General features: G+C 68.0%; 25 protein-coding genes. 9 read left to right on the top strand and 16 right to left on the bottom strand.

All coding sequences use genetic code 11. From position 1 onward, the window contains the following. Positions 1-29 precede the first annotated feature (29 nt). Positions 30-947, top strand: coding sequence for a 5'-3' exonuclease (locus VC184_RS05560; RefSeq protein ID WP_323987509.1), 918 nt, complete (start codon positions 30-32; stop codon positions 945-947). Between the two features lie 16 nt (positions 948-963). Here the strand turns inward: VC184_RS05560 and VC184_RS05555 are convergent, their stop codons facing one another. From VC184_RS05555 to trpD, 3 genes are all read right to left on the bottom strand, one after another. Continuing rightward, positions 964-1962, bottom strand: coding sequence for a PHP domain-containing protein (locus tag VC184_RS05555; protein ID WP_323987719.1), 999 nt, complete (start codon positions 1960-1962; stop codon positions 964-966). A 48-nt stretch (positions 1963-2010) separates the two neighbouring features. Beyond that, positions 2011-2502, bottom strand: coding sequence for an aromatic ring-opening dioxygenase LigA (locus VC184_RS05550; RefSeq protein ID WP_269266583.1), 492 nt, complete (start codon positions 2500-2502; stop codon positions 2011-2013). Between the two features lie 93 nt (positions 2503-2595). Next, positions 2596-3645, bottom strand: a complete 1050-nt coding sequence (gene trpD / locus VC184_RS05545) for an anthranilate phosphoribosyltransferase (RefSeq protein ID WP_323987508.1) — start codon at positions 3643-3645, stop codon at positions 2596-2598. A gap of 121 nt (positions 3646-3766) precedes the next feature. On the opposite strand from trpD, the gene ctaE reads away from it, so the two are divergent. The 5 genes from ctaE (at position 3767) to VC184_RS05520 (ending at position 8675) form a co-directional block, all read left to right on the top strand. Then, positions 3767-4411 (top strand): aa3-type cytochrome oxidase subunit III, encoded by a 645-nt coding sequence (gene ctaE, locus VC184_RS05540; protein WP_112613998.1) that lies wholly within the window; start codon positions 3767-3769, stop codon positions 4409-4411. Between the two features lie 18 nt (positions 4412-4429). Next, entirely contained in the window at positions 4430-5230 is an 801-nt protein-coding gene (gene qcrC, locus VC184_RS05535; protein WP_112613996.1) for a cytochrome bc1 complex diheme cytochrome c subunit, read from the top strand. 36 nt (positions 5231-5266) lie between these two features. Then, positions 5267-6343, top strand: coding sequence for a cytochrome bc1 complex Rieske iron-sulfur subunit (qcrA, locus tag VC184_RS05530; protein WP_274177644.1), 1077 nt, complete (start codon positions 5267-5269; stop codon positions 6341-6343). Then, on the top strand, positions 6340-8187 hold the full coding sequence (qcrB, locus tag VC184_RS05525; protein WP_112613992.1) for a cytochrome bc1 complex cytochrome b subunit: 1848 nt from the start codon (positions 6340-6342) through the stop codon (positions 8185-8187). Before qcrA ends, qcrB begins: the two co-directional genes overlap by 4 nt. An 80-nt stretch (positions 8188-8267) precedes the next feature. Then, positions 8268-8675: a rhodanese-like domain-containing protein gene (locus VC184_RS05520; RefSeq protein WP_323987507.1), complete on the top strand. Its 408-nt coding sequence runs from the start codon at positions 8268-8270 to the stop codon at positions 8673-8675. 585 nt (positions 8676-9260) lie between these two features. On the opposite strand, the gene VC184_RS05515 is transcribed toward VC184_RS05520, so the two are convergent. The 5 genes from VC184_RS05515 to VC184_RS05495 all read right to left on the bottom strand — a co-directional run bounded on the left by VC184_RS05515 (position 9261) and on the right by VC184_RS05495 (position 14338). Then, complete coding sequence (locus tag VC184_RS05515) at positions 9261-9698, bottom strand: cytochrome c oxidase subunit 4 (RefSeq protein WP_112613990.1); 438 nt, start codon at positions 9696-9698, stop codon at positions 9261-9263. A gap of 3 nt (positions 9699-9701) precedes the next feature. After that, positions 9702-11468, bottom strand: a complete 1767-nt coding sequence (gene ctaD, locus VC184_RS05510) for an aa3-type cytochrome oxidase subunit I (protein WP_112613988.1) — start codon at positions 11466-11468, stop codon at positions 9702-9704. Continuing rightward, the gene (ctaC, locus tag VC184_RS05505) at positions 11468-12376 is read right to left on the bottom strand and encodes an aa3-type cytochrome oxidase subunit II (protein WP_114587897.1); all 909 of its coding nucleotides are present in this window, start codon (positions 12374-12376) and stop codon (positions 11468-11470) included. Before ctaC ends, ctaD begins: the two co-directional genes overlap by 1 nt. 109 nt (positions 12377-12485) lie before the next feature. Further along, complete coding sequence (gene erpA / locus VC184_RS05500) at positions 12486-12845, bottom strand: iron-sulfur cluster insertion protein ErpA (RefSeq protein ID WP_023951519.1); 360 nt, start codon at positions 12843-12845, stop codon at positions 12486-12488. A 98-nt stretch (positions 12846-12943) separates the two neighbouring features. Continuing rightward, positions 12944-14338: a dipeptidase gene (locus VC184_RS05495; RefSeq protein WP_323987506.1), complete on the bottom strand. Its 1395-nt coding sequence runs from the start codon at positions 14336-14338 to the stop codon at positions 12944-12946. A 47-nt stretch (positions 14339-14385) separates the two neighbouring features. Here VC184_RS05495 and VC184_RS05490 point away from each other — a divergent pair, with 47 nt between their 5' ends. Continuing rightward, the gene (locus VC184_RS05490; protein ID WP_112613982.1) at positions 14386-14955 is read left to right on the top strand and encodes a DUF3043 domain-containing protein; all 570 of its coding nucleotides are present in this window, start codon (positions 14386-14388) and stop codon (positions 14953-14955) included. On the opposite strand, the gene VC184_RS05485 is transcribed toward VC184_RS05490, so the two are convergent. From VC184_RS05485 to dnaE, 5 genes are read right to left on the bottom strand one after another with little or no spacing between them, the layout of a single operon-like run. Next, entirely contained in the window at positions 14930-15973 is a 1044-nt protein-coding gene (locus VC184_RS05485) for a quinone-dependent dihydroorotate dehydrogenase (protein WP_282502384.1), read from the bottom strand. The genes VC184_RS05490 and VC184_RS05485 overlap by 26 nt on opposite strands. Before the next feature lie 11 nt (positions 15974-15984). Further along, on the bottom strand, positions 15985-16467 hold the full coding sequence (gene nrdR / locus VC184_RS05480; RefSeq protein ID WP_269266590.1) for a transcriptional regulator NrdR: 483 nt from the start codon (positions 16465-16467) through the stop codon (positions 15985-15987). Between the two features lie 12 nt (positions 16468-16479). Continuing rightward, the gene (gene hisD / locus VC184_RS05475; protein WP_274177640.1) at positions 16480-17778 is read right to left on the bottom strand and encodes a histidinol dehydrogenase; all 1299 of its coding nucleotides are present in this window, start codon (positions 17776-17778) and stop codon (positions 16480-16482) included. 31 nt (positions 17779-17809) lie between these two features. Continuing rightward, positions 17810-19087 carry a hypothetical protein gene (locus tag VC184_RS05470; RefSeq protein WP_282502382.1) on the bottom strand — a complete coding sequence of 426 codons (1278 nt, stop codon included), beginning with the start codon at positions 19085-19087 and terminating at the stop codon, positions 17810-17812. Positions 19088-19136: 49 nt separating this feature from the next. Then, positions 19137-22607, bottom strand: coding sequence for a DNA polymerase III subunit alpha (dnaE, locus tag VC184_RS05465; RefSeq protein WP_282502562.1), 3471 nt, complete (start codon positions 22605-22607; stop codon positions 19137-19139). A gap of 95 nt (positions 22608-22702) precedes the next feature. Here dnaE and VC184_RS05460 point away from each other — a divergent pair, with 95 nt between their 5' ends. Together VC184_RS05460 and VC184_RS05455 are read left to right on the top strand one after the other, a co-directional pair. After that, the gene (locus VC184_RS05460) at positions 22703-23176 is read left to right on the top strand and encodes an NUDIX hydrolase (protein ID WP_112613972.1); all 474 of its coding nucleotides are present in this window, start codon (positions 22703-22705) and stop codon (positions 23174-23176) included. After that, positions 23173-23769, top strand: a complete 597-nt coding sequence (locus tag VC184_RS05455; protein WP_274177638.1) for a cyclodeaminase/cyclohydrolase family protein — start codon at positions 23173-23175, stop codon at positions 23767-23769. The genes VC184_RS05460 and VC184_RS05455 overlap by 4 nt, the downstream gene beginning before the upstream one ends. Positions 23770-23802: 33 nt before the next feature. Here the strand turns inward: VC184_RS05455 and VC184_RS05450 are convergent, their stop codons facing one another. Genes VC184_RS05450 through VC184_RS05440 form a run of 3 tightly spaced genes read right to left on the bottom strand, consistent with a single transcriptional unit; the run spans position 23803 to position 25885 of the window. Further along, positions 23803-24723 carry an RluA family pseudouridine synthase gene (locus tag VC184_RS05450; protein WP_323987505.1) on the bottom strand — a complete coding sequence of 307 codons (921 nt, stop codon included), beginning with the start codon at positions 24721-24723 and terminating at the stop codon, positions 23803-23805. A gap of 1 nt (position 24724) precedes the next feature. Continuing rightward, positions 24725-25303 (bottom strand): signal peptidase II, encoded by a 579-nt coding sequence (gene lspA, locus VC184_RS05445; RefSeq protein ID WP_112613966.1) that lies wholly within the window; start codon positions 25301-25303, stop codon positions 24725-24727. A gap of 3 nt (positions 25304-25306) precedes the next feature. Beyond that, complete coding sequence (locus VC184_RS05440; RefSeq protein ID WP_112613964.1) at positions 25307-25885, bottom strand: DivIVA domain-containing protein; 579 nt, start codon at positions 25883-25885, stop codon at positions 25307-25309. Between the last annotated feature and the right edge of the window lie 12 nt (positions 25886-25897).

The raw sequence follows: 25897 nt of genomic DNA, 5'->3' as shown, positions 1-25897 counted from the left end.
GGGTCCGCCTCCCGTGCCAGGATGATGCGATGAGCGACCGACTCATGCTGCTCGACAGCGCATCCCTGTACTTCCGCGCGTTCTACGGCGTCCCCGACACCGTCAAGGACTCCGAGGGCCGGCCGGTCAATGCGGCCCGCGGCTTCCTCGACATGATCGCGAAGCTCGTCACGGCGTACGAGCCGACTCACCTGATCGCCTGCTGGGATGACGACTGGCGACCGCAGTGGCGTGTCGACCTGATCCCGACATACAAGACGCACCGCGTCGCCGAGACGGTCGAGACCGGTCCCGATGTCGAGGTCGTGCCCGACCCGCTCGAGGCGCAGATCCCGACCATCCGCGAGAGCCTCGACGTCCTCGGCATCCCGATCGTCGGGGCACCCGACCACGAGGCCGACGACGTGATCGGCACGCTCGCGACGCGCGCGACGATGCCCGTCGACGTCGTCACCGGCGACCGCGACCTCATCCAGCTCGTGGACGACACGCGGCAGATCCGCGTCGTCTACACCGGCCGGGGCATGAGCAACCTCGATGTGCTCACGGGCGAGGCGGTCGTGGCGAAGTACGCCGTGCGCCCCGACCAGTACGCCGACTTCGCCACGATGCGCGGTGACGCTTCCGACGGACTCCCCGGAGTGGCCGGCGTGGGCGAGAAGACCGCGGCGACCCTCCTCGCCGCTCACGGCGACCTCGACGGCATCCTGGCGGCGGCAGAGAGGGGCGAGGGCATGAGCGCCGGGGTCCGCGCGAAGCTCGCGGCGGCAGCGGATTACCTCGCGGTGGCTCCGCGAGTCGTCCGGGTGGTCCGCGACCTGGACCTCGGCGCTGTCGACGGACGCATCCGGCGCACCGATGCAGACAACGTCGCAGAGGTTGCCGATCGTCGTGGGCTGGGCGGTTCGCTCGCACGCGCGGCATCCGCACTCCGCGACCGCACCTGACTCCACCGCCGCGCTCTCAGGAGCGGGTGCGACCAGTCCATTCCCGCAGCCGGTCGAGAGGCCATGTCGTGACGATGCGATCGGCGGGAACCCCCAGCCGCTCCGCGCGCTCGGCCCCATAGTCGATCAGCGACAGCTGCCCCGGGGCGTGAGCGTCGGAGTCGATCGAGAACAGGCACCCCGCCGCGATCGCCTGTTCGATGAGGTCGTCTGGCGGGTCCTGCCGCTCCGGCCGCGAGTTGATCTCCACCGCCACCCCGTGTTCCACGCACGCCGCGAAGACGGGCTCCGGATCGAACTCGGACGGCGGCCTCGTCCCCCGGGAACCTTCGACCAGTCGGCCGGTCACGTGCCCGAGCACGTCGACGCGGGGATCGGATGCGGCGGCCACCAGGCGTCGCGTCATCGCCCCACGGGCCATCCGCAGCTTCGAATGCGCCGACGCGACCACGATGTCGAGGCGCTGCAGCAGCTCGTCCTCCTGATCGAGCGCCCCGTCGTCGAGGATGTCCACCTCGATGCCGCTGAGCAACGTGAACCCCTCACCGCTCATCCCGGCGACGACGTCGAGCTGATCGCGCAGGCGCTCGGGAGACAGCCCGCGGGCCACCCGGAGTCGCGGCGAGTGGTCGGTCAACGCGAGGTACTCATGCCCGAGGTTCCGGGCCGCGGCGACCATCTCGGCGATCGGGGTCGTCCCGTCCGACCAGTCGGAGTGGCAGTGCAGGTCGCCGCGGAGTCGACGTCGGAGCTCGCCTGCGACGACCACACCGCGCCGCTCCCGCAGATCCGCGAGGTATGCGGGCACCCCGCCGGCGCGGGCTTCCACGATCACGGTCAGCGTGCGATCGCCGATCCCCGGACGTCGGCGCAGCGCGGAGACGTCGTCGAGAACGTCGTCCGGCAGATCTCGAATCGCGTCGGCAGCGGCGCGGAACGCCTTCGACTTGTACTTCGACGACCGTTCGCGCTCGAGCAGCTCGGCGATCTCGGTCAGGGCGTCGACAGGTTCCATATGCATGCCGGAGGCCCGCGCCGCGGCGCGGGCCTCGCTCCTCCCTGTTCAGCCGGAGGTGACCGCCGACCGGCGGACGACCACCGGGGCCGAGGCCAGGCGGTGAATCGCGAAGCCGAAGATGATCGACAGGATACCGACGCCCATGGCGAAGGCGGCGACGCCGAACGACACGACGGAAGTGAACAGCGACGCGCGCAGGAACGACGCGTTCATCATGGTGGCCCGGACGGGATCGTCCTTGTCCAGCTCCGCATACGTCTTGCCGCCGGACGCGTCGAGTGCGTGGTGCTGGATGATGTCCGCCTGCACGTATGCGGTGAACGGCCCAGCCACGGTCTGGCCCTGGAAGGCGGCCGCGTCTTCGGGGACGGTGATGTTCTCCGCGCGGAGCTGACCCGACACGATCGACCAGACGACGAGCCCGCCGATGATCAGCACGACTCCGCCCAGCATCCCGAGCACGCCCAGGATCTTCACGAGGCCGGCTCGGCGGACGGGCGCTTCGACCGTATCGGCGGTGGGGGTGGTGTGTGACATCGGGTCCTCCTCGGGTGCGTTGCGCCTCACGCTATGCATCCGGGCTCTCGGCGCCGTGCGCGCGATGCCGTGAAAAACCGATGTGGTCTGACCTCAACCGGCCGACGCGGAGATCCAGCGCTCCAGAGTGCCGGCAGCGGCGCCGGAGTCGAGGGCCTGCGACGCATCGTCGGCCGCCTCCGCGAGGCGCTCGAGGATCGGGCGCTGCACCTGGGCAGCATCCCGCCACAGGCGGTACGCCACGATTCCCGCCGCCGCGTTCAGCACCACGATGTCACGCACCGGCCCGGTCTCTCCGGACAGAACCCGGTGGACGACCGCGGCGTTGTGCTGCGGGTCCCCGCCCAGCAGATCCTCGATGCGCGCGAGCGGCATCCCGAGATCACGCGGATCCAGATCGTGCTCGTGGATGTCGCCGCGGCTGACCTCCCAGATGCGGCTGTGGCCGGTCGTCGTCAGTTCATCGAGCCCGTCGTCACCGCGGAAGACCAGGGCGGTCGCACCGCGAGTGCGGAACACGCCCGTGATGAGCGGCACCCGGTCGAGGTGCGCGACGCCCACCGCGTTCGCCTCAGCGCGCGCCGGGTTGCAGAGCGGCCCGAGGAAGTTGAAGACAGTGGGGATGCCGAGCTCAGCTCGGGCCGCGCCGGCATGCCGGAATCCGGGGTGGAAGGCCGAGGCGAACGCGAAGGTGATCCCCGCTTCCTGCAGCACCCGTGCCACATCATCGGGGTCGAGCGAGAGGTCGATGCCCAGCGCGGCGAGGACGTCCGACGAGCCCGACTTGGAGCTCGCCGCCTTGTTGCCGTGCTTGACGACGGGAACGCCGGTGGCAGCCGCGACGATGGACGCCATGGTCGACACGTTCACCGTGCCGAATCGGTCGCCCCCGGTCCCCACGATGTCGAGCGCGTCGGTCGGAACAGCGAGAGGGAGCGCCGCCTCGAGGATCGCGTCGCGGAAACCGACGATCTCGTCGACGGTCTCCCCCTTAGCGCGAAGAGCCACGAGGAACCCGGCCAGCTGCGCGGCGGATGCGCGACCGGCCATGACCTCGCGCATCGCCCAGGTCGCCGCCGACACGCTGAGATCGCGCTTCTCGAGAAGGTCGGTCAGGATGTCGCGCCACGCGTACTGAGCCATGACACACGATCCTATCGGCCGGTTGTCGGGCGACTTTCGGCTGATTCTTAGGTCGCCCTAACCGCGGCGCGATCCGACCAGACCTTCAGCGATGCAGAAACCACCCTCCAGATCGGCCATAATGGATGCCGTGACGACCACTCCAGCGACGTATTCCCAGGCCCTGCGCTCGGTCAAGCGGCCGGACCCGGTCGCTGTGGGCACCATCGTGTGGCTCGGCAGCGAGGTGATGTTCTTCGCGGGGCTCTTCGCGATCTACTTCACCCTGCGCAACACCTCTCCTGAGTTGTGGGCCGACCGCACCGAACTGCTGAACATCCCGTTCGCCGCGGTCAACACGCTCATCCTCGTGTTGTCGTCGGTGACGGCGCAGATCGGTGTCCACAACGCCGAGCACTTCCGCCCCTACCGGTCGGGCTCCTTCTGGAACCTCCGCAAGTGGGGAATGGTGGAGTGGTTCTTCCTGACCTTCATCATGGGAGCGATCTTCGTCTCCGGCCAGGTCTGGGAGTACGCGACGCTCGTCGCCGAGGGCATGCCCATCCAGGCCGACTCGTACGCTTCCGCGTTCTACATCACCACCGGCTTCCACGCCCTCCACGTCACCGGTGGTCTCGTGGCGTTCCTCCTCGTCATCGGGCGCGCCTTCGCCGTCAAGAACTTCGGCCGGAAAGAGATGACGTCCGCCATCGTCGTGTCGTACTACTGGCACTTCGTCGACGTGGTGTGGCTCGTCCTGTTCGCCGTCATCTACTTCCTGAAGTAAACCGGAGCTGATTCACCCATGGCATCCAAGAACCCGCGCCGCAACGGCGGTCGTCGCAGCAAGTGGGCTGCCGCCGCGCTGATCGGCATCGGACTGCTCGTCACCGGCGGAGGCTACGCCGGCGCCACCGCCGCGATGGCGGCGGGCGACACGACGCAGACGGCATCCACGCTCACGGTCGAGGACGGCAAGAAGCTGTTCCAGGCCAACTGCGCCACCTGTCACGGTCTCGACCTGCAGGGCACGAACGACGGCCCCTCGCTCTACGGCGTGGGCGAGCTGTCTGTCGAGTTCCAGGTGGCCACAGGACGCATGCCGCTGCAGATGCAGGGGCCGCAGGCTCCGCAGAAGCCCGTTCAGTTCACGCAGGAGCAGATCGAGGCCATGGCGGCCTGGGTCCAGTCCGAGGCCCCCGGCCCGACCTACCCGGCTTCCGAAACGCTCGACGGTGAAGGCGACGTCTCACACGGTGCCGAGCTCTTCCGCATCAACTGCGCGATGTGCCACAACGTCGCCGGCGCCGGTGGTGCACTCACCGAAGGCAAGTACGCACCGCCGCTGACGACCACGTCGCCGCTGCACATGTACGCAGCCATGGTCACGGGCCCGCAGAACATGCCCGTCTTCAACGACATGACCCTCACCACCGAAGAGAAGCGCGACATCATCAGCTACCTGATGATGCGCCCGACCGAGAACTCGCCCGGCGGCTTCTCGCTCGGTTCGCTCGGCCCCGTCTCGGAGGGTCTGTTCATCTGGATCTTCGGCATCGGCTCGCTCGTCGCCATCTCGGTGTGGATCACCGCGAAGTCGAACTGAGAACCGTGACGATCGAAGCAACGCACAAGGAGCAAAATGGCTGACGAGAAGGCGCCCGAGCAGGTTCCTGCTTCCCCGGTGCCCTCATCGGGGCTCGCCGTAGCGGTGTCCGACCCGGTGCACAACCCCGGGCTCGCACCCCACCGCAAGCGCATGACCGACAAGGACCCCGCCGCCATGACGCGCGCGGTCCGCACGGTGTACACCCTGTTCTACCTGTCCGCAGCGGCAAGCATCTGGGCCATCGCGGCGTACCTGATCTTCCCGATCGAGAGCGGGATGATCAGCGACATCCGTCGCAACAACCTGTTCATCGGTCTGGGCATCGCGACCGCCCTCCTCGCCATCGGCATCGGCGCGATCCACTGGTCGAAGGCCGTGATGAACGACACCGAGTTCATTGAGGAGCGCCACTCGACGCGTGGCAGCGAGAAGACCCGCGCCGCGGCGGTTCAGGTCTTCGCGGACGCGAACAACGAGTCGGGCTTCGGCCGCCGCACGATGGTGCGCAACTCGCTTTTTGTGGCGCTCGCGGCATCCGTCCTCCCGGGGATCACGCTGTTCCGCGGTCTCGCGCCGCACGGCTCGCCCGAGCACCCGCACGCGGGCGACCCGGTTCACCTGCTCAAGCACACGATGTGGGAAGAGGGCATGCGCCTGGCGCACGACCCGACCGGCAAGCCGATCCGCGCCGCCGACCTGACGCTCGGCTCCGCCGTGCACGTCATCCCCGAGTCCCTCGCGACTCTCGCGCACCACGACGGCTACCTCGAGGAGAAGGCCAAGGCCATCGTCCTCCTCATGCGTCTGCTCCCCGAGCAGCTGAACGAGGCGGATGACCGCAAGGACTGGTCGTACGACGGCATCGTCGCGTACTCCAAGGTGTGCACGCACGTCGGATGCCCGGTCGCCCTCTACGAGCAGCAGACCCACCACCTGCTGTGCCCGTGCCACCAGTCGCAGTTCGACGTGACCAACGCGGCGGCCGTCATCTTCGGCCCCGCAGCACGTCCGCTGCCGCAGCTCCCGATCACCGTCGACGACGAGGGCTACCTGATCGCACGCAGCGACTTCACCGAACCCGTCGGCCCGAGCTTCTGGGAGCGTCATTGAGCACCTCCACCCACCCCACGGAGAACGTCACGACCGCACCCGCGGTCCACGCTGACGGCCCGACCCGTCCCTCGGACAAGCCGCTCGGCGGCAAGTTCGTCGGCGGCGTCGCGAACTACCTCGACGAGCGCACGAGCATCTCGGGCCTCGTCAAGGAGCTGGGCCGGAAGATCTTCCCCGACCACTGGTCGTTCATGCTCGGCGAGATCGCGCTGTGGTCGTTCGTCGTCGTCCTGCTCTCGGGAACGTTCCTGACGTTCTTCTTCGAGGCATCGATGGCGGAGACGCACTACTACGGCGCTTATGCACCGATGCGCGGCCTCGAGATGTCGGCGGCCATGGCCTCGACCCTCGAGATCTCGTTCGACATCCGCGGCGGCCTCCTCGTGCGTCAGCTGCACCACTGGGCGGCGCTCGTGTTCGTCGCCGGTATCGGCGTGCACATGCTGCGTGTCTTCTTCACCGGTGCGTTCCGCAAGCCGCGTGAGCTCAACTGGGTCATCGGGTTCATCCTCTTCATCCTCGCGATGGCAGAAGGCTTCACCGGATACTCCCTGCCCGATGACGTTCTGTCGGGCAACGGTCTGCGCATCATCGACGGCATGATCAAGGGCATCCCGCTGATCGGAACCTGGACGTCGTTCCTCCTGTTCGGCGGCGAGTTCCCGGGCACCGAGATCGTGGGGCGCCTGTACGCGCTGCACATCCTGCTGCTGCCGGCCATCCTGGTCGCGCTGCTCGCGCTGCACCTGATGCTGATGATCGTGAACAAGCACACGCAGTTCGCCGGCCCCGCGCGGACGAACAACAACGTCGTGGGCTACCCGATGATGCCGGTCTACATGTCGAAGATGGGCGGCTTCTTCTTCATCACCTTCGGCGTGCTGGTGCTCATCGCGGCCCTGTTCACGATCAACCCGATCTGGAACTACGGCCCGTACGACCCCTCCCCAGTGTCGGCCGGTACGCAGCCCGACTGGTACATCGGCTTCGCCGACGGCGCGCTGCGCCTCGTCCCGCCGCACTGGGAGTTCGTGCTGTTCGACCGAACCTGGTCATTCAACATCCTGGTCCCGCTCGTCGGACTCGGTCTCTTCATCGTCATCGTCATGCTCTACCCCTTCATCGAGGCGTGGGTCACCGGTGACAAGCGTGAGCACCACATCGCCGAGCGCCCGCGCAACGCGGCGACCCGCACCGCGATCGGTGCAGCCGGTGTGACCTTCTACGCCGTCCTCTGGGCAGCTGCATCGTCGGACATCATCGCGACGCACTTCCACCTGACGATGGAAGGCGTGATCCACACGCTGCAGGCGCTGCTGATCCTCGGACCGGTGATCGCGTACTTCGTCACGAAGCGCATCTGCATCGCGCTGCAGAAGAAGGACCGCGAGATCGCTCTGCACGGCTACGAGTCGGGTCGCATCGTGCGTCTGCCCGGCGGCGAGTACATCGAGGTGCACCAGCCCGTCGACGAGTACGAGCTCGTCAAGCTGGTCGACTACACCACGAACGCTCCCCTGGTGGTCCGCCCGAACGACAAGGGTCAGATCCCGTGGCATGAGAACCTTCGTGCCGGACTCTCGCGCTGGTTCTTCGAAGACCGTCTCGCGCCCCTGACTCAGGCAGAGATCGAGGCTGCGCGGGCACACGCCCACCACGACCTCGAGCACATCAGCGAAGAAGAGGACGCCGAGATCCAGGGCGCCCACGAGCGCGCCGGTGTCCCGAACGCTCCGCATCAGCCCATCGATGATGGCAAGGGCGTCGAGACCGCGAACCGTCCGTCGAACATCATCGTCCCCGATGAGGATGCCGACGGCGAGGCGCCGAAGAAGAGCTGACCCGGACCTGTCCGGATTACGGCGGGGTGTGACCGATCGGTCACACCCCGCCGTTCGTCTGTCTGCGTAGCGTGTCCACCATGACTGATGCACTCGCCTACTTCACCGCCAAGCTCGAGCATGAGACGGATGCCTCCGACGTCTACGAAGCGCAGCGCGCGGACGAGCCCTTCACGCTCGTCGATGTCCGCAGCGCCGAGGCATGGGCGCAGGGGCACGCTGTCGGAGCCGTGCATCTCCCCCACCGCGAGATCGCAGCGCGCGCCGCGGACGAGATCGACCGTTCACTCGACGTCGTCGTCTACTGCTGGAGCCCCGGCTGCAACGGCGGCACCCGCGCCGCGATCGAGTTCGCCAAGCTCGGATACCGGGTGCGTGAAATGATCGGTGGCTTCGAGTACTGGGCTCGCGAGGGCTACCCGGTGGCGAACGCGCACGGTCCCCTCCCCCGGCTCTCCGACCCCCTGGTGGCCCTCGTACGCTCCTGAGGCGTTCACGGCCTCACGTCGGCCGCCTGACGTCGCGGAGGCTGACCTGGCGACCCGGCTCGCTGCAGGCGACCCCGTGCCGCCGGGTTGCCTGCAGCGGCATCCCTGACGGCGTGTGTGCCGCGATGCAATGGTTCAGGCGCAACACCCCGTTCCGTCCGTGCCCGACGCGGGGTGTCGGTGCTGTTCCATTGCATCGCGGCGTGCCCCCGCCTCCGGGCAGCCGGCACGGTGACGTTCCCGGCCGTCGCAGAGCTCGCGAGCCGGCCACCGGGTCATGTCGCACCGGGACAGTCATCCCCGGGGCAACTCTGCCCGCTGACTTCGGCCGGGCCTGGATGCAAGAGGGCAGCGGCGACGCGCTGAGCCCCAGCGCTACGACGCGGCGTATTGCGGCGACGACCTTGCGTCCCGGGACAGCGATCAGCGCGGGCCTTCACACGTCGCGGGCGAGGCGCGTGAGGCGGGCGAGGCGCGTGAGGCGGGCGAGGCGCTTGAGGCGACGGTCCTACCGACGGCGCAGAAGGTCGGAAACGGCGACGGCCACCGCACCGGAGTGCGATGGCCGTCGTGCAGCGCGTGGGATCAGCGCGCGAAGTAACCGCGGTAGTACTCGTAGACCCATCCGACGATCGCCACGATGAAGATCGCGAACCCGATCGGCAGGAGGAACTGGCCGACCGCGAGTCCGATGATGAACACCGAGGCAGCGAAAGCCAGCACGAGCGGCCACCAGGACCACGGGCTGAACTCGCCGACCTCGGGGTCGCCGTCGTCGATGTCAGCGGTGAGCGAGTCCTCCGGGAGCTCGCCGCCCTGCGCCTTGTGCACGCGCGAGACGTAGAACGCGATCATCGCGCCCATGAAGCCGGTGAACAGGAGGGCGGTCGAACCGACCCACTCGATGCGGTGCCACCAGACACCCTGGTCGGTATGAGCAACGAGGTTCCACACGGTGTAGGTGATGAACACCGCGAAGAAGAACCAGGTGAGCACCCACCACAGGTTGATGTTGGTCTTCACGGCTTACTTCACCTCTCCATCGGCGACATCCACAACCGGTGCATCGGGGGCGTCCTTCGCGGGGCCCACGCCGACCGGGATGGCGGCCTCGGGGTGGTTCAGGTCGAACGCCGGCCGCTCGCTGCGGATACGCGGGATCGACGTGAAGTTGTGTCGCGGCGGCGGGCAGCTCGTCGCCCACTCGAGCGACGCTCCGTAGCCCCACGGGTCGTTGACCGTGACCTTGGGGGCGGTGCGCGAGGTGATCCAGACGTTCAGGAAGAACGGGATCATCGAAGCGCCGAGGATGATCGCGCCGATGGTCGAGACCTGGTTCTGCCACGTCCAGCCGTCAGCCGCCGAGTAATCCGCGTAGCGACGCACCATTCCGTCGACACCCAGCCAGTGCTGGATGAGGAACGTCATGTGGAAGCCGATGAACAGCATCCAGAAGTGCACCATGCCGAGACGCTCGTTGAGCATGCGCCCGGTCCACTTCGGCCACCAGAAGTAGAAGCCCGCGAACATCGCGAACACGACGGTGCCGAACACGACGTAGTGGAAGTGAGCCACGACGAAGTACGAGTCGGAGAGGTGGAAGTCGAGCGGCGGCGACGCGAGGATGACACCGGTGAGACCGCCGAAAACGAACGAGACGAGGAAGCCGAGGGTGAAGACCATGGGCGTCTCGAACGTGACGGAGCCCCGCCACATCGTTCCGATCCAGTTGAAGATCTTCACACCGGTCGGAACCGCGATGAGCATCGTCATCAGCGCGAAGAACGGCAGGAGCACAGCACCCGTGACGTACATGTGGTGCGCCCACACCGCCACCGACAGGGCAGCGATCGCGATGGTGGCGTAGATCAGCGTCTTGTATCCGAAGATCGGCTTGCGGCTGAAGACCGGGAGGATCTCGGAGACGATGCCGAAGAACGGCAGCGCGATGATGTAGACCTCGGGGTGGCCGAAGAACCAGAACAGGTGCTGCCACAGCAGGACTCCGCCATTGGCGGTGTCGTAGATGTGCGAGCCGAGGACACGGTCGGATGCCGCCGCGAAGATCGCAGCCGCCAGAACCGGGAACGCCATCAGGATCAGGATGCTCGTGACGAGGGTGTTCCACGAGAAGATCGACATGCGCCACATGGTGAGGCCGGGCGCGCGCATCGTGATGATCGTGGTGATGAAGTTCACCGCGCCGAGGATCGTGCCGAAACCGCTCATGCCCAGACCGAGCATCCAGAGATTTCCTCCGGCTCCCGGCGAGAACGTCGCGTTCGCGAGCGGCTGGTACGCGAACCAGCCGAACGACGCGGCGCCCTGCGGGGTCAGGAAGCCCGAGATCGCGATGATCGAGCCGAAGAGGAACAGCCAGAAGGCGAAAGCGTTCAGACGCGGGAAGGCGACGTCGGGCGCGCCGAGCTGCAGCGGCAGGATCGCGTTCGCGAAGCCCGCGAACAGCGGCGTCGCGAACATCAGCAGCATGATCGTGCCGTGCATCGTGAAGAGCTGGTTGTACTGCTCCTTGGTCGGCACGATCTGCATGCCGGGCTCGAAGAGCTCAGCACGGATGATGAGTGCCATCACGCCGCCGAGAAGGAAGAACATCACCGAGGCGATGAGGTACATGTACCCGATCGTCTTGTGGTCGGTGGAGGTGATCCACTTGACGATGATGTTGCCCTTCTGCTCGACGCGCGATGCGCTGAGCAGGGCCGCCTGGCGCGGCGGCAGGGTCGTGGGGCGGCCTGCGGGCTGTTCGCCCTGAAGCGGAAGTGTCGTAGCCATCAGTGGCTTCCCTCACCGGAGTCGTCGGTGACCGCGCCCGTTCCCGGAGCGTTCTGGAGGCGGTCATATGCCGTGTTGATGTCGCCGGTCTGGCCGCTCTCGCGCAGGGACTCGAGGTACTCCTCGTACTCCTGCTCGGACACGACCTTGACGTTGAACAGCATCATCGAGTGGTACTCGCCGCACAGCTCGGCGCACTTGCCGGCGTACGTTCCCTCGCGGGTGGGGACGAAGGACCACGAGTTGGTGTCGCGGTGCGGGTACATGTCCTTCTTGTAGAGGAAGTCGATGACCCAGAACGAGTGGATGACGTCGCGCGACTGGAGGTTGATCTTGACCTCCTTGTTGACCGGCAGAACGAGCGTCGGCAGCTCTGCCTGGTCGATGTCGCCGTTGGCGTCGGGCTGCGCCTGGACGCCCATCGTCCAAACCGCGTCGGAGTTGTCGGACTCGTCGCCGTTGTACTGGAAGTCCCACGCCCACTGCTTGCCGATCGCCGTGATCGAGACCTCGGGATCGTCGTACTGCGTCTCGAGGATCGATTGGTCGCGCGCCGTGAAGGCGAAGAACCCGATCACGAGGATAAGCGGCACGATCGTGTAGAAGATCTCGATCGGCATGTTGTAGCGCAGCTGGACCGGCAGACCCGTCTGACCGCGACGGCGGCGGTACGCGATCGCGGCGAAGGCCATGAGGCCCCACGTCAGCACGCCGACGGCCAGGAGCACGATCCAGGAGTTCACCCAGAGGCCCGACACCATCTCGGTGCGGTTCGTCGCCTGCGTACCGTCGTCGGTGAAGCCCGGGAGGTAGCCGTTCAGCTCCGTCGGTGTACAAGCTGCGAGGGAGACTGCCGTGACGATCCCGAGTGGGATCACGGCCCAGCGGAGGCGGCGTTTGAAGCGCACAGTGCACCTTTCCGGGACGAATGGTTCGACCTTCAGTCTAGGGCAAGCTTTCACCCTATTCAGGCCATCCATTCAGGATGTCGGAGACGGGGGATGTCGCGGGCGAGGCTCAGTGGAAGCTGTCGCCGCACGCGCACGAGCCCGCCGCGTTGGGGTTGTCGATCGTGAAGCCCTGCTCCGAGATCGTGTCCTTGAAGTCGATCGTCGCGCCGTCGAGGTAGGGCACGGACATGTCGTCGACGATGACCTCGACGCCGTCGAAGTCGACGGCCTTGTCGCCGTCGAGGAACCGCTCGTCGAAGTAGAGCTGGTAGATCAGTCCGCTGCAGCCGCCGGGCTGGACGGCGACCCGAAGACGCAGGTCGTCGCGGTTCTCCTGCGAGAGGAGGCTCTTCACCTTGAGCGCCGCCTCATCGGTCAGCGAGACGCCGTGGGCACGGACGGTGTCGGACGTGGCGATGTCGGTCATGATTCTCCCGAGGTCTCGGGCCGCGAGACACGCGGCCGGTGCCACGATTCTACGCGTGAGCACCGGCCGCGGGTCGGTCCGAGACGACGTCGTGACTGTCAGCGCGAACTGGCGTCCAACCGCTCGAGCAGCAGCGCCTCGGACACGAGGGCGTGCCGGAAGGTGTCGAGGTGGAGCGACTCGTTCGGGCTGTGGGCGCGGGCGTGCGGGTCTTCGACACCGGTGACGAGGATCTGGGCCGCCGGGAACTCCCGCACGAGGTCCGCGATGAACGGGATGGACCCGCCCACACCGATGTCCACGGGATCGACCCCGTAGCCCTCAGCGAGGGCCGCGCGAGCGTGCGCGACGGCGTCTCCGCTGGTGTCGACGAGGAACGGATTCCCGGTCTCGATGTCGCGGAAGCTCAGTTGGGCCCCGAACGGTGCATGGGCGCGCAGGTGCGTCTCGATCGCTTGGTACGCCTCTTCGGCGGACTGTCCCGGAGCCACGCGGGCGGAGATCACCACGGAAACCTCGGGACTCAGCGTGTTCGATGCGTTGCGCACGCTGGGAGCGTCGATGCCCGTCACCGTGATGGAGGGCTTGTTCCAGATGCGCGAGAGGATCGTTCCCGATCCGATCGGCGAGACACCCGGCGGGAGACCGGCCTCGGAACGGAGCGTCTCCTCCGAGTACTCCGGCGTCTCCGCGTCGCGCTCGGACAGTCCCTCCACGGCGACGCCGCCGTCGTCGTCCCAGAGCGTGGCGAGCAGCTTCACCGTCGCCAGCATCGCGTCCGGGACCGCTCCCCCGAACATCCCCGAGTGCGACGCGTGCTCGAGCGTGCGCACCGTCATCGTGAAGCGCGCGTTGCCCCGGAGCGAAACGGTGAGCGCAGGCGTGGTCGCATCCCAGTTGCCGGAGTCGGCCACGACGATCACGTCAGCACGCAGGGCGTCGGCGTTGTCGGACAGGAAAGCCGCGAAGGACGCCGACCCGGCTTCCTCCTCACCCTCGATGAAGAGGTTGACGCCGAGGTCGAAATCTTCGCCGGCCGCCTCGACGAGAGCACGCAGGGCGCCGATGTGTGCCATGACCCCGGCCTTGTCGTCGGCTGCGCCGCGACCGTACAGGCGACCATCACGGACGGTGGGCTCGAAGGGAGCGGAGTCCCACAGGGCCTCCTCGCCGACCGGCTGCACATCATGGTGCGCGTACAGGAGGATCGTCGGTCGGCCATTGCGCGCAGCGCGAGTCGCCAACACCGCCGGCATCCCCTCCTCGCCCGTCTCCGGAATGGTCGCCGTCGCCACCTCGACGCGATCGAAGATGCCGAGCCCGCGCGCCAGATCGGCGACGGCCGCGGCGCTGCGCTCCACTTCAGCCCGGTCGAATCCGGGGAACGCGACCGAGGGGATCCGCACGAGCGCGCCGAGATCGGCGAGGGCGGCGGGGACGGCGGAGAGGGCGGCGTCGCGCACAGCGACGGACCGAGGAGATTCGGAGGTCATGCGGGTAATCTTAAGAGGCACGTTCGTCGCAGAACCCGAGGATCCCCGTGGCCAAAACTCCCGCTGCCCCTGCTCCGGACGACGCCGCTCAGGCGTCGACGGGCTCCGGCAAGAACCGTCCCACCCCCAGCCGCGCCGCCCAGGAGGCGGCCCGCAAGCGCCCTCTGGTGCCGGACACCAAAGAAGCGAAGGCGCGCGCTCGCGCAGAGCTCGCCGAGCGCCGCGACAAAGCGCGTATCGGTATGGCCAACGGCGACGAGCGCTATCTGCCGATGCGCGACAAGGGACCGCAGCGTCGTTTCGTCCGCGACTACATCGACGCCGGATGGCACCTCGGCGAACTCGTCATGGGCGCGATGGTGCTCGTCATCATCGTGACGTTCCTCGGCTCGAACGCGGTGACCTTCTACGCGTTCATCGCCCTGTGGTCGTTCATCCTGCTCGTGATCGGCGACATGGTCATCACCAGCATCCGCGTGAAGAAGGCCGTTCGAGCGAAGTTCGGCGCAGAACGCATGGAGAAGGGCCTCGGCTGGTACGGCGCGATGCGCTCGATCCAGATGCGCTTCATGCGTCTGCCGAAGCCTCAGGTCAAGCGCGGCCAGCGCCCCGTCTGAGCTCGACCAGACCACGGTTGATCTGCCGTGCCCACAGGGGGCCGCGGTAGATGAACGCGGTGTACCCCTGAACCAGATCGGCGCCCGCGGCCAGCCGCTCCTGCACGTCCACCGCGGTCTCCACTCCCCCGGCTGCGATGACGCAGAAATCATCGGGGACGGCCGACCGCACCACGCGCAGCACCTCGAGCGCGCGACGGCGAAGCGGCGCGCCCGAGAGTCCGCCGGCGCCGATCTGCTCGATAGTCGCCTCGTCCGTCAGCAGGCCGTCGCGAGAGATCGTGGTGTTCGTGGCGATGAGGCCGGCCAGGCCGGCGTCGACGGCCATGCGCGCGATGGCCGTCACCTCGTCATCCGCGAGGTCGGGCGCGATCTTCACCAGCAGGGGCGTCATGCCGGCCGCATCCCGCACGGCCTCGAGCAGCGGGCGGAGCGTCTCGACCGCCTGCAGCCCGCGGAGCCCGGGTGTGTTGGGCGACGACACGTTGACGACCAGATAGTCGGCCTCGGGGGCGACCAGACGCGTGCTCGTGACGTAGTCGGCGGTGGCCTGCTCGACGTCGACGACGCGGCTCTTGCCGATGTTCGCTCCGACGATGGCATGGTTCCGGCCGCGACGCAGACGCCGGAGGCGGGATGCCGCGGCCGCCGCGCCGCGGTTGTTGAAGCCCATGCGGTTGATGAGCGCACGATCCGGAATCAACCGGAACAGCCGAGGCCGGGGATTGCCTTCCTGCGGCACAGCCGTCACGGTACCGATCTCGACGTGCCCGAAGCCGAGGGCGCCGAGCCCGCGCACCATGACCGCGTTCTTGTCGAACCCTGCCGCCACACCGAACGGCGAGTCGAAGACGAGTCCCAGCGCCTCGGTCCGAAGCGACGCGTCCGGACGGGTCAGCGCACGGGCGATGGTCGAGAAGGGCGGGACGCCGAGCAGACGGATGACCGGGACCACCAGGTGGTGCGCCGTCTCCGGCTCCATGCGCGAGAAGACGGTGCGGAAGATGAACGGATACATCGCCGTCCAGCCTAGAGCGCGCCCGACCCCTCCGATGTCCGTGCCGCGATGTGATCGGCACGCAGCTGTTCGATCGCTGCTTCGAAATCTTCGAGCGTGTCGAACGCCTGATACACACTCGCGAATCGCAGATAGGCGATCTCGTCGAGATTGCGCAGCGGTCCGAGGATCGCGAGGCCGATCTCGTTCGTATCGATCTGCGACGAACCGGTCTGGCGCACGGCCTCTTCGACCGCCTGCGCCAGTACGGCGAGGTCGGCCTCGGTGACCGGTCTGCCCTGACACGCCTTGCGGACGCCCGACATCACCTTCTCGCGGCTGAACGGCTCGATGACTCCCGAGCGCTTGATGACGTTGAGGCTCGCCGTCTCGATCGTCGAGAAACGGCCGCCGCACTTCGGGCACTGGCGCCTGCGACGGATGCTGAGGCCGTCATCGCTCGTGCGGGAGTCGATGACGCGGGAATCGGGATTGCGGCAGAAAGGGCAATGCATGACGAGCCCAGATTACGCGTCGAACCGCGCCGAGACCGCTTCGCCGTGCGCGGGAAGCTGTTCCGAGTCGGATAGAGCCAGGATGCCGTCGTGCACCGCGCGCAGCGCCTCACGGTCATAGGTGATCACCTGCTGCGATCGCAGGAAGGTCGCGGCACCGAGACCGGCGGCGTAGCGCGCCTGTCCCCCGGTCGGGAGCACGTGGTTGCTGCCGGCGAGATAGTCGCCGAGGCTCACCGGGGTGTGCGAACCGACGAAGACGGCCCCCGCGTTCACGTACTCGTCAGGACGCGGATCGCGCAGGTGCAGTTCGAGGTGCTCGGGCGCGTAGGCGTTCGAGAACGCGGCCGCAGCCGGGATGTCGTCGACGAGGACGATCGCGGACTGGGGGCCGTCCAGGGCGATCGCGACGCGGTCCGCGTGACGTGTACCGGCCGCACGGACTGAGACCCGCTCCGCCACCGCGGCGGCGAGATCGGCGGAGTCCGTGACGAGGACGGCGGCTGCCTGCTCGTCGTGCTCGGCCTGGCTGACAAGGTCAGCAGCCACGAGATCGGCGTCGGCGTCAGCGTCGGCGACGATCAGGATCTCGGTGGCGCCGGCCTCGGAGTCGGTGCCGACGACGCCCGCGACGACGCGCTTCGCGAGGGCGACGAAGTTGTTGCCCGGCCCGGAGATGACATCGACGGGATCGAGCTCGAGAGAGTCGACGCCGTACGCGAACGCGCCGATCGCGCCGGCTCCGCCCATCGCGTAGACCTCCGAGATACCGAGGAGACGTGCCGCCGCGAGGATCACCGGGTGAATACGCCCGCCGTGGTCGCGCTGCGGAGGCGAAGCCAGCGCCACCGTCTCGACACCGGCGACCTGCGCCGGCACGACGTTCATCACGACACTGGAGGGATACACCGCTTTACCGCCGGGGACGTAGACCCCGACGCGCCGGACGGGTCGCCAGCGCTGCTCGACGCGGGCACCCGGGCCGAGCTCGGTGACCCGGTCGGGCGGGACCTGAGCGGCCGACGCCAACCGCACGCGGCGGATTGATTCCTCGATCGCAGTTCTCACGGCCGGGGAGATACCCTCCAGTGCCTCATCGAGGTGTTCAGCGGGAACTCGTACCGCGTGATCTTCGACCCCGTCGAAGCGAGCCGCCTGCTCACGGAGCGAAACCTCTCCGCGAGCGGCGACATCATGCACGATCTCAGCTGCCGTAGCCAGAGCAAGCCCGCGGGCGGCTTCGGCCCGGGGAACGGCGGCGAGCAACTCGGCGGGCGTCAGACGACGGCCGCGAAGATCGATAGTGCGCATCGTTCCAGGCTAGCGCGCGCCCGCGGCGGACTCAGCCGCGCGTGACATCGCTGGTCTCGTGGAGATATCCGACGCGGCCGTCCTCGTGGCGGACCACGAAGACCTCGCCGCGATCCTCGATGACGAGGGCCCATGCCGTCGGCCCGATCCGGAAGAGCGGCGCACCCATCTCGTCGAGGACATCGCGCTCATCCGGGACGAGCGCCCAGAACGCCTGGGGCGCGGCAACGGGCTCGATGACCGTCGTCGCGCCGGTGTCGAACGGCTCCGCAGCGTCGGCCGGTGCCGACTCGGGCGCGCCGGAGGATGCCGGAGCCTCCGCGGGGACGGCGTAGCCGGCCGGAGCCGCGTAGCCGGTGTAGGCGGGGGTGCCGGCGCCTGCTGCGTGCGGAGCGCTGTGCGCCGATGCGGTGTGCGACGGGCCGGTGTGCGGGGCCGGGCGGGCGGATGCCGGCCGGGCGACGACCGGACGCGTCGCCCGCGCCACCCGGTGCGCCGGCGATTCGGGCCGGTGCGCGAAATCGTCGCCGAGAACGGGAAGGTGGGGCGCGACGACGGTGAGCACGACCCCCGCCAGAGCCAGGATCACCTCGACCCACACGACCCAGCTCGCGAGGAACACGCCGGACTGTGCGAGGCCCGCGAACGAGCTCCAGATGATCCCGAGCCACACGGTGGCGGAGACCGAGAAGGCGACCGACGCGAACTGATCGATGCCGAGGGAGCCGACACGGCGGATGCCCTGCGGCGAGAAGCGGCGCAGCAGCACCAGGAAGACCGCGACCGTGGGCACGCCGATCGTCAGGATCCAGTCGATCCCCGCGCCCCACACCGACACCCCGGCACCGAAGCGGCCGTACACGGGGAAGAACGAGCAGATGAACGCGACAGCCCAGACGCCGGCGAGAGCGACCTCGCGGATCGAGAGCGGACCCACGCCGTACTGCGGCGGCGCCTCCCCCGACGAGCCCACGGCGGACTGCGCGCCGCGCTCGTCCGAGCCGGGAAGGACCGAGGTCTGCCCGGCCACGGCGGACGCGGCAGAGGTGCCTTCGGATGACGCCGGCATCTCCGCCGCGTCGTCGACCGGGGCGTGCTCGGCGGGCTCCTCGATCACGACGGGCTCGACCGCGGACTCGTCGATCACGACCGCTGCATCCGCTGCGGGCGCGAACGCGTCCGAGGCCGCGTCGGTCTGCGCACCGTCGAAGTCGTCGGTGGCTGTGGTCTCGTGTGCCGGCTCGGCAACGCCGGGCGCTGCGTCCTCGGGACGGCCGTCGTCGGAGTGGATGTTCTTCTCGTCGGTCACGATGTTCCCTTCGTCGCGGCGGTTGCGCTGCGGTGGAATCCTACCCGGCTCAACCCAGACACTGAGGTCCCAGAAGTCCCTTGAGCTCACCGTAGAGATCGGGCGTGACGCGTACCGGATGCGGCACCTCGAACACCTTCGCCGTACCCGCCCTGTGGAGCTTCAGCGACACCTCGGTCTCACCGCTGTGACGACGCAGGACGGCCGCCAGCTCGCCGATCGTCGACTCCGTCGCACGCTGCTCCGGAAGCAGCAGCACGAGCGGCCCGGCGGCATCGAATGAACCGAGGTCGGGAGAGAACGCGGATTGGCCGTGCAGGTTCAGCCCGTCGTCGCGTCGCGACACCCGCCCTCGGACGACGAGGATCGAGTCGGCCACGAGCATGCTCTGGAACTCCGTATACGTCTTCCCCATGAACATCACGGTCACTTCACCATCGAAGTCCTCGACGGTGATCATGCCGTAGGGGTTGCCGCTCTGCTTGGCGACGCGGTGCTGCACGCTCGTGACGAGCCCGGCGACGGTGACCTGATCGCCGTCCTGGACGTCATCCGACGCCAGCAGGTCGTGGATCGAGGTGGAGGCGTGCTTGGCCAGCGGGATCTCCAGCCCGGCGAGCGGATGGTCGGACACGTAGAGTCCGAGCATCTCGCGCTCGAAGGCCAGCTTGTCCTTCTTCGTCCATTCGGGCCGCTCGGGCACCTTGGCCGGCATGACTTCCTCGGCCTCGTCGTACAGGCTGTCGAAATCGAATCCGATCGCACCGGTCGCGGCCTTGCGCTTCGCGTCGACCGCGGCTTCGACCGCGTCCTCGTGGATCTCCATCAGGGCGCGGCGGGTCGAGCCCAGTGAGTCGAACGCGCCAGCCTTGATGAGGGACTCGACGGTCCGCTTGTTCGCGACGTGGAGCGGGACCTTGGTGAGGAAGTCGTGGAAGCTGACGTAGTTGTCATCGGCCCGCGACGCGATGATGCCGTCGACGACGTTGGCACCGACGTTCCGCACCGCGCCCAGACCGAATCGGATGTCCTCGCCGACGGCGGCGAAGTATCGGATCGACTCGCCGACGTCCGGCGGCAGCACCCTGATGCCCATGCGGCGGCACTCGTTGAGGTACACCGCCATCTTGTCCTTCGAATCGCCGACGCTCGTGAGGAGTGCGGCCATGTACTCGGCGGGGTAGTGCGCCTTGAGGTAGGCCGTCCAGTACGAGACCAGGCCGTACGCAGCGGAGTGCGCCTTGTTGAACGCGTAGTCGGAGAACGGGAGCAGGATGTCCCAGAGCGCTTTGATAGCGCCCTCGCCGAAGCCGCGTTCCTTCATACCGCCCGAGAAGCCCTCGTACTGCTTGTCGAGTTCGGACTTCTTCTTCTTGCCCATCGCGCGGCGGAGGATGTCGGCCTGGCCGAGCGAGAAGCCGGCGACCTTCTGCGCGATCGCCATGACCTGCTCCTGATAGATGATCAGGCCGTAGGTCGTGTCGAGGATGTCGCGCAGCGGCTCTTCGAGCTCGGGGTGGATCGGCGTGATCGGCTGCAGGCCGTTCTTGCGCAGTGCGTAGTTCGTGTGCGAGTTCGCGCCCATGGGGCCCGGCCGGTACAGCGCGATGACAGCCGAGATGTCCTCGAAGTTGTCGGGCTTCATCAGGCGGAGCAGCGATCGCATCGGTCCGCCGTCGAGCTGGAACACCCCGAGCGTGTCGCCGCGGGTGAGCAGGTCGTAGGCCGGGCGGTCGTCGAGCGCGAGATGCTCGAGGTCGAGCTCCTCACCCCGGTTCATGCGGATGTTATCGAGCGCATCCGAGATGATCGTGAGGTTGCGCAGCCCCAGGAAGTCCATCTTGATGAGACCGAGCGTCTCGCACGAGGGGTAGTCGAACTGCGTGACGATCTGACCGTCCTGCTCGCGACGCATGATGGGGATGATGTCGAGCAGCGGCTCCGACGACATGATGACGCCGGCCGCGTGCACGCCCCACTGCCGCTTCAGGCCCTCGAGCCCGAGGGCGCGATCGAACACGGTCTTCGCCTCGGGATCGGTGTCGATCAAGGCGCGGAACTCGCTGGCTTCCTTGAACCGCGGGTGCTCCTTGTTGTACATGCCGTCCAGCGGCATGTCCTTGCCCATCACCGCCGGCGGCATCGCCTTGGTGAGCTTCTCGCCCATGCTGAAGGGGAACCCCAGCACGCGGCCGGCATCCTTCAGTGCCTGCTTCGACTTGATCGTGCCGTAGGTGACGATCTGCGCGACGCGCTCGGAGCCGTACTTCTCGGTCACGTACTCGATGACCTCGCCGCGGCGACGGTCGTCGAAGTCGACGTCGAAGTCGGGCATGCTGACACGATCGGGGTTGAGGAACCGCTCGAAGATGAGACCGTGCTCGAGAGGATCGAGGTCGGTGATGCGCATCGCGTAGGCCACCATCGATCCGGCGCCCGAGCCACGCCCGGGACCGACCCGGATGCCGTTGTCCTTCGCCCAGTTGATGAAGTCGGCGACGACGAGGAAGTAGCCCGGGAAGCCCATCTGGAGGATGATGCCCGTCTCGTACTCGGCCTGCTTGCGCACCTTGTCGGGGATGCCGCCGGGGTATCGGTAGTGGAGCCCCGCCTCGACCTCTTTCACGAGCCAGCTGTCTTCGGTCTCGCCGTCGGGTACGGGGAACCGCGGCATGTAGTTGGCCGAGGTGTTGAACTCGACCTCGCAGCGCTCGGCGATCAGCAGGGTGTTGTCGCACGCCTCGGGGTGGTCGCGGAACAGCTGCCGCATCTCCTGGGCCGTCTTGATGTAGTAGCCGTCGCCGTCGAACTTGAAGCGGTTCGGATCGTCGAGCGTCGAGCCTGACTGCACGCAGAGGAGCGCCGCGTGCGCATCGGCCTCGTGCTGATGCGTGTAGTGCGAGTCGTTGGTCGCGACGAGCGGGATGTCGAGGTCTTTCGCCAGCCGCAGCAGGTCGGTCATCACCCGGCGCTCGATCGACAGGCCGTGATCCATGATCTCGGCGAAGTAGTTCTCCTTGCCGAAGATGTCCTGGAATTCGGCGGCCGCGGCGCGAGCGGCGTCGTACTGACCGAGGCGGAGCCGCGTCTGCACCTCCCCCGAGGGGCAGCCCGTCGTCGCGATGAGCCCCTTGCCGTAGGTCTGCAGCAGCTCGCGGTCCATGCGCGGTTTGAAGTAGTAGCCCTCCATGCTCGACAGGGAGCTCAGCCGGAAGAGGTTGTGCATGCCCTCGGTGCTCTGGCTCCACATCGTCATGTGGGTGTAGGCGCCGGAACCGGAGACGTCGTCGCTCTTCTGCTCGGGCGATCCCCACGCCACGCGCGACTTGTCGCTGCGGTGCGTTCCCGGCGTCACGTAGGCCTCGAGACCGATGATCGGCTTGACGCCGGCCGCCTTCGCGGCACGGTAGAACTCGAAGGCGGCGAACGTGTTGCCGTGGTCGGTCACCGCGATCGCGGGCATGCCGTAGTCGGCCGCCGCCTGAGTCATGGCCGCGATCTTGGCTGCACCGTCGAGCATCGAGTACTCGCTGTGCACGTGCAGATGAACAAAGGAGTCGGATGCCACCAGACGAGTCTACGTTCGGGCTCGGACACCGGTCCTAGGCTGGGCCCATGGCCACTCCCGACTTCGTCCTCGATCTGCGCAAGAAGATCGGCACCGCTCCGCTGCCCCTCGTGGGGGTCACCGCCGTGGTGTTCCGCGATGAGAAGGTGCTCCTGGGCAAGCGCGCCGACAACGGGAGCTGGCAGCCGGTCTCCGGCATCGTCGACCCGGGTGAGGAGCCTGCAGACGCCGCGGTCCGCGAGTGTCTCGAAGAGGCGGGCGTCGTCGTCCGTGCGGAGCGCCTCGCCCTCGTGCACCAGATCCCCCGCATCGTCTACGCCAACGGCGATCAGGTCGACTACCTCGACCTGGTGTTCCGGTGCTCCTGGGTCTCGGGCGACCCGCACCCTGCGGACGGCGAGCTGACCGACGTCGGGTTCTACGACCTCGGACAGATGATCGACGTCGCGCCCGAGCACGTCCGCAAGATCGCCCTCGCCGTCGCCGAGGATGACCCGGCGACGTTCCGGGGCGGCCGGTGAGCTCGCGCGTCGCCCTGGGCGACCTGCTCGACGCCCTCGCGCGGGACAACGGCGACCCCGGCGGCGGAGCGGCCAGCGGAGTCGTGACGGCCGTCGCGGCGGCACTCGCTCAGATGGTGAGCCGCTACAGCTCCGCGGAGCCGGCCGCGGACGGGATCGACGACCGTCTCGCACGGCACCGCGACGCGGCCATCTCCGCGGCTGACGACGACGGCCGGGCGTCGGGCGCGCTCGGTGCGGCGCTGAGGCCGGACGACGACCCGGGCGAGCGCGACCGTCGCATCGTCGATGCGGCGACCCGCGCCATCGAGACGTCGGCTGCCCTCGGCGAGATCGCGCTCGGCGTGTGGGACGAGGTGCGCTTGCTCGCCGACGTCGGCAACCGCCACCTCATGTCGGACGTCGCCGTCGCCGCTGACACAGTCGCCGCGGGCCTGGGCGGCGCGGCGGCGAACCTCCGCGGCGGGCTCGCTCTGCTCCGCGCCCACGGCGATGCCAGTGCCCTCGAGTCTGCGCACGACGGCCTGTCTGATCGACTCATCGCAGGGCGTCGCGAGGCGCGTGCTCTCGCCGATCGGCTCGGCGAGCCGTGATCGCGACGCGAGGGGCCAACGCGGGCCGACCCGTCAGTCGCCGCTGAGGATCTCGAGGGCGCGCGCGAGGTCGGGGGCGTAGGGCGACGTGAACGCCGACCACTCCCCCGTCACGGGGTGTTCGAATGCGAGGCGATGAGCGTGCAGCCATTGACGCGTCAACCCGAGCCGGGCGGACAGTGTCGGGTCGGCACCGTAGAGCGGGTCGCCGACGCACGGATGCCGGTGGGCGGCCATGTGCACGCGGATCTGATGGGTACGACCGGTCTCCAGGTGGATCTCGAGCAGGGAGGCGCCGACGAACGCCTCCAGCGTCTCGTAGTGGGTGACCGAGTCCTTCCCGGTCGGCGTGACGGCGAACTTCCAGGAGTGCGACGGGTGGCGGCCGATCGGGGCGTCGATCGTCCCCGAGAGCGGGTCGGGGTGACCCTGCACCACCGCGTGATAGATCTTCTCGACCTCACGCTCCTTGAACGCGCGCTTGAGGGCGACGTAGGCTCGCTCGCTCTTCGCGACGACCATGAGACCGCTCGTCCCGACATCCAGGCGGTGCACCACGCCCTGGCGCTCGGCCGCCCCGGTCGTCGCGATGCGATAGCCGGCAGCGGCCAGAGCGCCGAGCACGGTCGGGCCGTCCCAGCCGAGCGAGGGATGGGCGGCGACACCCGCCGGCTTGTCGACGACCACGATGTCGTCATCGTCGTGCACGATGCCGAGGTCGGGAACCGCGACTGGGACGATCTGAGCCTCTGCTCGCTCCTCCCAGAACACGTCGAGCCACGCTCCGGCGGCGAGCTTGTCGGACTTCCCGAGCGTGCGACCGTCGAGCGTCACACCACCCGCAGCCGCCACCTCCGCGGCGAAAGTCCGTGAGAACCCGAGCAGCTTGGCCAGCGCGGCGTCGACACGGACGCCGTCGAGCCCGTCGGGAACCGGGAGCGCGCGTTGCGGCATGTCAGCGTTCCGTATCCGCAGTGGCAGCGGCCCCGGCGGCCTCGTCCACGTTGCGGCGCTCGCGTGAGCCGTCGAAACGGACGCCGATCACGACCAGCACGGCGACGGAGATCATCATCGTGACGATGAACATGTCGGCGACGTTGTAGATCGCCGACGGGAACCACAGCCACATCCACGGGGTGTGGATGAAGTCGACGACGTGCCCGACGAGGAAGCCGGGTTCCCGGAGCAGGCGATCGGTGAGGTTCCCGAGGACGCCCCCGAGGAGCAATCCGAGGACGATGGCCCACGACCTCGTGCGCACGCTGCGGACCGTGAGCACGATCACGACGACCGCCACAGCCGCAAGTGCGAGCGTGAAGAGCCAGGTGACCCCCGTGCCGAGCGAGAACGCTGCGCCGGGGTTCTTCGTCAGATACAGCTGGAAGAACTCGCCGAGGACCGGAACCTCACGCTGGTACGGCAGGTTCTCGAGCGCGAGATACTTCGTGAACTGGTCGGCGGCCAGTACCACTGCCGCGAGAATCGCGACGAGGGCACCGGCCGCCGGACCGTTCAGACGCTTGCGCGACGCCAAGGATTACGCGCCGGCCGAGACGCCGGTCGTGTCGAGGTCGCGGAGCTTGCTTTCGATGAAGCCGCGGAGCTGGCCGCGGTAGTCCTTCTCGAACTGCTGCAGCTCGGAGATACGACCTTCGAGCGACACGCGCTCGGCCTCGAGACGCGCCACCTCGTCGCGGCCGCGGGCCTCCGCCTCGGAGATGATCGACGCAGCCTGAGCCTGCGCGTCGGCGATGAGCTTGTCGCGCTGCGCCTTGCCCTCGGCCACGTGCTCATCGTGCAGGCGCTGGGCCAGCTCGATGATGCCGGCGGATGCGGCGGCGGGAGCCATGTCGGCGGCCGGGGCGGGCTGCTCGACGGCGGGAACCGGCGCGGGCACGTCCTCGACGACGGCGTCGTCGGCGGGAGCTGCAGCGGGCGTCTCACCCGACTCGTAGGCAGCGAGCTTCGCCTTGAGCTCGTCGTTCTCGGCGATCGTCTTGCGCCATTCCACGACGATCTCGTCGAGGAAGTCGTCGACCTCATCGGGGTCGAATCCTTCCTTGAAACGCACGTGCTGGAACTGCTTGGTGACGACGTCTTCAGGGGTCAAAGCCATGGTGTTGTCCTC

Source organism: Microbacterium plantarum (assembly GCF_035231185.1).
GTDB classification, from domain to species: domain Bacteria; phylum Actinomycetota; class Actinomycetes; order Actinomycetales; family Microbacteriaceae; genus Microbacterium; species Microbacterium plantarum.
This window is presented reverse-complemented; position numbering and strand designations above follow the sequence as displayed.

Bases quoted from the DNA above. Each gene is read 5' to 3' on its own strand.
- VC184_RS05560 (WP_323987509.1), top strand. From the start codon at position 30: ATGAGCGACCGACTCATGCTGCTCGACAGCGCATCCCTGTACTTCCGC.
- VC184_RS05555 (WP_323987719.1), bottom strand. From the start codon at position 1,962: ATGGAACCTGTCGACGCCCTGACCGAGATCGCCGAGCTGCTCGAGCGC.
- VC184_RS05550 (WP_269266583.1), bottom strand. From the start codon at position 2,502: ATGTCACACACCACCCCCACCGCCGATACGGTCGAAGCGCCCGTCCGC.
- trpD (WP_323987508.1), bottom strand. From the start codon at position 3,645: ATGGCTCAGTACGCGTGGCGCGACATCCTGACCGACCTTCTCGAGAAG.
- ctaE (WP_112613998.1), top strand. From the start codon at position 3,767: ATGGATGCCGTGACGACCACTCCAGCGACGTATTCCCAGGCCCTGCGC.
- qcrC (WP_112613996.1), top strand. From the start codon at position 4,430: ATGGCATCCAAGAACCCGCGCCGCAACGGCGGTCGTCGCAGCAAGTGG.
- qcrA (WP_274177644.1), top strand. From the start codon at position 5,267: ATGGCTGACGAGAAGGCGCCCGAGCAGGTTCCTGCTTCCCCGGTGCCC.
- VC184_RS05520 (WP_323987507.1), top strand. From the start codon at position 8,268: ATGACTGATGCACTCGCCTACTTCACCGCCAAGCTCGAGCATGAGACG.
- ctaD (WP_112613988.1), bottom strand. From the start codon at position 11,468: ATGGCTACGACACTTCCGCTTCAGGGCGAACAGCCCGCAGGCCGCCCC.
- erpA (WP_023951519.1), bottom strand. From the start codon at position 12,845: ATGACCGACATCGCCACGTCCGACACCGTCCGTGCCCACGGCGTCTCG.
- VC184_RS05495 (WP_323987506.1), bottom strand. From the start codon at position 14,338: ATGACCTCCGAATCTCCTCGGTCCGTCGCTGTGCGCGACGCCGCCCTC.
- VC184_RS05485 (WP_282502384.1), bottom strand. From the start codon at position 15,973: ATGTATCCGTTCATCTTCCGCACCGTCTTCTCGCGCATGGAGCCGGAG.
- nrdR (WP_269266590.1), bottom strand. From the start codon at position 16,467: ATGCATTGCCCTTTCTGCCGCAATCCCGATTCCCGCGTCATCGACTCC.
- hisD (WP_274177640.1), bottom strand. From the start codon at position 17,778: ATGCGCACTATCGATCTTCGCGGCCGTCGTCTGACGCCCGCCGAGTTG.
- dnaE (WP_282502562.1), bottom strand. From the start codon at position 22,607: ATGCTCGACGGTGCAGCCAAGATCGCGGCCATGACTCAGGCGGCGGCC.
- VC184_RS05460 (WP_112613972.1), top strand. From the start codon at position 22,703: ATGGCCACTCCCGACTTCGTCCTCGATCTGCGCAAGAAGATCGGCACC.
- VC184_RS05450 (WP_323987505.1), bottom strand. From the start codon at position 24,723: ATGCCGCAACGCGCGCTCCCGGTTCCCGACGGGCTCGACGGCGTCCGT.
- VC184_RS05440 (WP_112613964.1), bottom strand. From the start codon at position 25,885: ATGGCTTTGACCCCTGAAGACGTCGTCACCAAGCAGTTCCAGCACGTG.